Origin of the sequence: Saccharopolyspora sp. (assembly GCF_017434145.1) — a bacterium.
Lineage (GTDB): Bacteria > Actinomycetota > Actinomycetes > Mycobacteriales > Pseudonocardiaceae > Saccharopolyspora_C > Saccharopolyspora_C galaxeae.
The window spans coordinates 1-4,913 of record NZ_JAFRFW010000774.1 but is presented as its reverse complement, the minus strand read 5'-3'; the positions used below and the strand labels follow the sequence as shown (position 1 = coordinate 4,913).

4 protein-coding genes are annotated in these 4,913 nt (G+C 67.7%); all 4 read left to right on the top strand.

Going from position 1 to position 4,913, the window contains the following annotated elements:
• Positions 1-285 precede the first annotated feature (285 nt).
• Positions 286-1,680 (top strand): DUF2254 family protein, encoded by a 1,395-nt coding sequence (locus IJH84_RS20925; protein WP_295147960.1) that lies wholly within the window; start codon positions 286-288, stop codon positions 1,678-1,680.
• A 92-nt stretch (positions 1,681-1,772) separates the two neighbouring features.
• On the top strand, positions 1,773-2,849 hold the full coding sequence (locus IJH84_RS20920; RefSeq protein ID WP_295147957.1) for a YihY/virulence factor BrkB family protein: 1,077 nt from the start codon (positions 1,773-1,775) through the stop codon (positions 2,847-2,849).
• Between the two features lie 197 nt (positions 2,850-3,046).
• Entirely contained in the window at positions 3,047-4,207 is a 1,161-nt protein-coding gene (locus IJH84_RS20915) for an AI-2E family transporter (protein ID WP_295147962.1), read from the top strand.
• Between the two features lie 164 nt (positions 4,208-4,371).
• Positions 4,372-4,913, top strand: a 542-nt coding sequence (locus tag IJH84_RS20910; RefSeq protein ID WP_295147954.1) for an acyl-CoA desaturase, incomplete at its 3' end; no start/stop codon positions are given.

The following is a 4,913-nucleotide window of genomic DNA, read 5'->3' as shown; positions in this document are numbered from 1 at the left end:
GGGAAGAGGCCGATGGTGATTGGGGTGCCGGCAGAAGACTTCTGCCGGCACCCGGCGGTTTCCGACCGGTTGCCGTTTTCCTGTCGCCGAATACTCGGCAAATCCGGTGATCCGCCGGTTTCGCCGCACGACTCGCTTGTAGATCGCTATGCCCGCTGCGGAGTGCGGACTTTATACACCGTGCCGGCGCCTGCGGGGGTGCTCGCCTCCGGGAAGAATCCGTGCCGGTCAACATCCCGTGGACGGCCGGTAGGCGCAGGGACCAGTGACGATGAAGGGAGTGACATGACTGGCAACGATGGCCGGGGCGGAAATCCGGGCGCGCGCCCGCGTCATCGCAACCGGGTGACCTACGCGCTGCGTGAGTTCCTGCTGGTGCCCTCGGTGGTGACAGGCGTGTTGATCGTGCTGGCGGTGATCGCCAGCGTGCTCGATCGCAACGCGCAGCACTGGGCGAAGCCGGCGTATCGAGCTGTGGCGACGGTGGTACCGGCAGAGGCGACCACCACGTTGCTGTCCACGATCACTCCGGGTCTGCTCACCGTCATCTCGATCATCTTCTTCGTGTTGCTGATGGCGGTTCAGCACCAGTCGGCGACCTACAGTCCGGTAGTGCTGGACCAGTTCCTGCGGCGCAGACTCAACCAGGTCTTCTTCGGCGTCTTCGTCGGCCTGACCGTGTTTTGCCTGCTGGCCTTGGCCCTGGTTCCAGCAGGAGCGATCATGGCCGGAACGCTGGCCCTGCTGCTGACCGCGATTACGCTCGTGTGCCTGCTGGTGTTCGTCTACAGCACAGTCGACCAGATCCGTCCGAGTGCGACGGTGTGGATGTTGCAGCAGCTTGCGGTCCAAGCACGGAAAGGCCAGCAACCACTGCTCGCTCGCTGCCGGGCGCAAGCACAACTCACCGACCTGCCGGCCACCGAGGTCACCTCGGGACAGGCCGGCTATGTCGTGCACATCAACGGCGACCTGTTGGCCCGGGCCCTGCGTCCGGTCAGCGAGACCGCCGAAATCGAACTACAGGTGTCCATGGGCGATCACGTGGTGCCCGGTGGTCTGCTGGCCGAGGTACGCGCCGAGGACCAAGCCGAACGCAACCGCCTCGCCGGAGCCGTCCTCGATGCGCTGTGGCTCGGCCGCATGCGCGACCTGGGCCGCGACGCGGCCCACAGCGTCGATCACCTCTCCAACATGGCCTGGGCGGCCACGGCGACTTCCGCGGACCCGGAAGGTGCGCAGATCACGGTCGAGACGCTGCACAGCCTGCTCGTCACGTTTCAGGAGCAGGAAAGTCGGCACTCCGCCGGTGCGCACGGAGGCCAGCTGCCGCTGGTCTACAAGGACCCCGTCATCGGCAAGATCCTGGACGGGCTCACCAGCGTCATCGCCGCCTCCGGACAGTCCGGGCAGCACCAAACGTGCGGTGCCGTCGTCACGGTCCTGTCCCGGGCACTGCCCCAGCTGGAGGCCGACAACCAGCGCATCGCCTTCGACCGCCTCCAACGGGTGCTGCCGACCGCCCTCGACCACGTTTTCACCTCCGAGATAGAACACGCCTTCGACGCGATGCAGCACGCCATGCACCAAACCGAACTGCCCGAAGGCGCCCAGCGCATTCGGCAGATCAAAGAGCAGATGCGGCGGAACCAGCGCCTTGACGATCCTGCCGCAGAATGAGCCCGTGGCCGGGAGGCGTCCCGTGATCGATACCGGTATCGCCTTACCGGACACCGGGAACCAGTGGAGTGACCTGGTGGGCAGGTTGTTCGATGCGGGTCACCGACCCGCGTGGCGGAAGGAATGTCGTGATGGCCCGGGACGAGGCGGCCGAGCAGGCGGATCGAGGCCGGCACGTCGACTCGGGGTCGCGTCCGGGAAGGCAGGCCGACTGGCCCTCGCAGATCCCGGCTCGGGGCTGGCGGCAGATTCTGCTGCGGGCGTGGAAGGCCGGCAGTGCCGACAACATCTACATGCTGGCCGGCAGTGTCGCGTTCTTCGCGTTTTTGGCGATCTTTCCCACGCTGATCGCGCTGCTCACCGTCTTCGGCCTGGTCGCCGACCCGGCATCGGCCACGCGCCAGATCGGTGAGTACACCGCGTCGTTGCCGGAAGCGTCCCAGCAGTTGATCAGTGAACAGCTCGCTGCGGTGGCCCGGGGCCGCGGTGGATCACTGGGCTTCGGGTTGGTCATTTCGCTGGGCACAGCCCTCTGGCTGGCCTCGTCCGGGACGCAGAACCTCATCAGCGCGGTCAATCTCGCCTACGGCGAGTCCGAAAGCCGCGGCACGCTCAAGCTGTGGGCGATCGCGGCCGGGCTCACCTTGTGCGGGGGCGTGTTCATGCTGCTGGCGCTGGCGCTGGTCGCGGTCGCCCCGGTGGTCCTGGGCGGCCTCGACGTCGGTCCCGCGGGCCTGGTCATAACGCAGGTCGTGCGCTGGCTCCTGCTCGTCGCGGTGATCGTGGTGGCACTGGCGGTCGTCTATCGCGTCGCCCCGGATCGGGTCGCGCCGCGTTTCCGCTGGGTCAGCGTCGGCGCGAGCACCGCAACGGGGCTGTGGTTGCTCGGCAGCGGCGCGTTCAACCTGTATATCGCCAACTTCGGCAGTTACAACAAGACCTACGGGGCGCTCGCAGGTGTGGCCGTGCTGTTGCTCTGGCTCTACCTCACCAGCTACGTCGTGCTGCTCGGCGCAGAGATCAATGCTGAGTCCGAACGACAGACCGACCGGGATACCACCCGCGGCGACCCGCAAGCAGTCGACCATCGCAGTGCGTCGACCTGCACGGACTCACGGCATCATGATCCGGCGCAGGAGGCCGGCCGGACACCGGATCTGGATGCGTGAGAAACACACCGTGCCGAACCGGAAGCCGGCGAGAAGGGCTCACGATATCGCGCCGTGCGGCCGGATCAGCCCGATGTGGGCGTGCGGGTGATCCGCGCGAGGAGCGTGTCAGCTGGGCACGCGGCGGGATGCGACGGCTTCGTCGACGTTGATGTTTGGCCACGGCCCGTTTCGGTGACAGTGGCGATGTGAACGAGATGGAGATGCGCGGCGAGAAGCGGGCCGCCGCGGACGAGGTTCCGCGAGGAGTACGTGTGGCGGGCGCGGTGTGCTGGCGGTTGCTGGCCATCGCCGCAGTGGTGGCGGTGGTGTGCTGGCTGGCCGTCACGCTCTACGCGGTGGTCACCGCGATGGCCGTTGCGTTGCTCCTGGCGGCGTTGCTGGCGCCGGGCGTCGGATGGCTCGTGGGCAAGGGCATGCCGCGCACGTTGGCAGCAGTGGTCGTGCTCGTCGGTGGGCTGGCCGCGGTCGGCGGTGTGCTCACTCTGGTCGTCACCACCGTGATCCGTGGCCTGCCGGGTCTGCAGGAGCAGATCGGCCACAGCGTCGAGGCCACCCATCATTGGCTGCAACACGGGCCGCTGCAGCTGAGCCAGGGACAGCTCAACCAAGGACTCGAACGACTCACCACCACTCTCCGCAACAGCGAAGCAACGTTGACCTCGGGCGCACTCAGTACTGCGAGCACCCTGCTGGGATTCCTCACCGGACTGCTGCTCGTGCTGTTCACTCTCTTCTTCTTCCTGCGGGACGGGCGCAAGATCTGGGATTTCGTGCTTCGTGTGACGGTTCCGGGATCCATCCGGGCTCGTGCCGACGTTGCGGGATTGCGTTCGTTCGCGTCCCTGGTCGCCTACATCCGGGCGACCGCGGCCGTGGCCCTCATGGACGCGGCCGGGGTGGGAATCGGCACCGCGCTCGTCGGAGTCCCCCTGGCGGCTGTCCTGGCGGCCTTGGTGTTCCTGGGCGCCTTCGTGCCCTATGTCGGGTCGATGGTCACCGGGACCGTTGCGGTCCTGGTCGCCTTGGTCACCACAGGACCGTTCCCGGCGCTGGTAGTCCTGGCCGTCGTGGTGGGCGTGATGCAGCTCGAAGGCCACGTCCTGCAGCCGCTCATCCTCGGCCACGCCGTGCGGCTGCACCCGCTGGCGGTCGTCCTCGGGATCACGGCCGGATTCATCCTGGCCGGGGCGGTCGGAGCGGTGCTGGCGGTACCGGTCATCGCCATTCTCAACGCGGCGATTCGCTCCCTGGCGCTGGAACACGGCGAAACGGTGACAGTGGACCCGACCGACACCCGCGAGGCCCAAGTCCCCGCGACATCAGCGCAGCCCCCCGGCAGCGAAGAGGCCCGATGATCGACATCCCGCGACCTGGTGCCGCGGTGCGGGCTCCGAATGGCGACGCCCGCCCGGGCCGCGGCGCCTCGGCAGTGCCAAGCAGTCCGAGCGCGGCAGGCGTGAGTCACCTGGTTGAGGGGTATTCCGGTCCAGCCACTGCAAGAGCGACCGAGACGGATGACATGACCACGACCGCATACGATGCAAATTCCTCGCACGCCGGTGGTTCGCCATCCCCGATCGTCGGGGGCCGTCATTCGCGAGGCGCCATCGCCTTGATCGCGTTGTTCACCGTCGGACCTTTGCTCGCGCTGGGCGCTGCGATTCCCTTCGCCTGGGGGAACGGTCTGGGCTGGGTGGACGTCGGGCTGGCGGTGTTCTTCTACTGCGCCACCGGGTTGGGGGTGACGGTGGGGTTCCATCGTCACTTCACCCACCGGGCGTTCAAGGCCCGCGCACCCTTGCGCCTGGCGTTGGCCATCGCGGGCAGCTTCGCCGTGCAGGGACCGGTGATCCAGTGGGTCGCCGACCACCGCCGTCACCACGCCTACGCCGACAAGGAGGGGGACCCGCACTCGCCCTGGTTGTACGGGAACGGGCCGGTCGCGGTGGCGCGCGGATTCTGGCACGCGCACATGGGCTGGCTGTTCGGGCGGGACCAGACCAACACCGCGCGGTTCACCCCGGACCTGTTGAAGGATCGCGGGGTGCGGTGGGTCAACGG

Excerpts from the sequence above, each read along its gene's own strand:
- IJH84_RS20925 (WP_295147960.1), top strand. The coding sequence starts at position 286 with ATGACTGGCAACGATGGCCGGGGCGGAAATCCGGGCGCGCGCCCGCGT.
- IJH84_RS20920 (WP_295147957.1), top strand. The coding sequence starts at position 1,773 with ATGCGGGTCACCGACCCGCGTGGCGGAAGGAATGTCGTGATGGCCCGG.
- IJH84_RS20915 (WP_295147962.1), top strand. The coding sequence starts at position 3,047 with ATGGAGATGCGCGGCGAGAAGCGGGCCGCCGCGGACGAGGTTCCGCGA.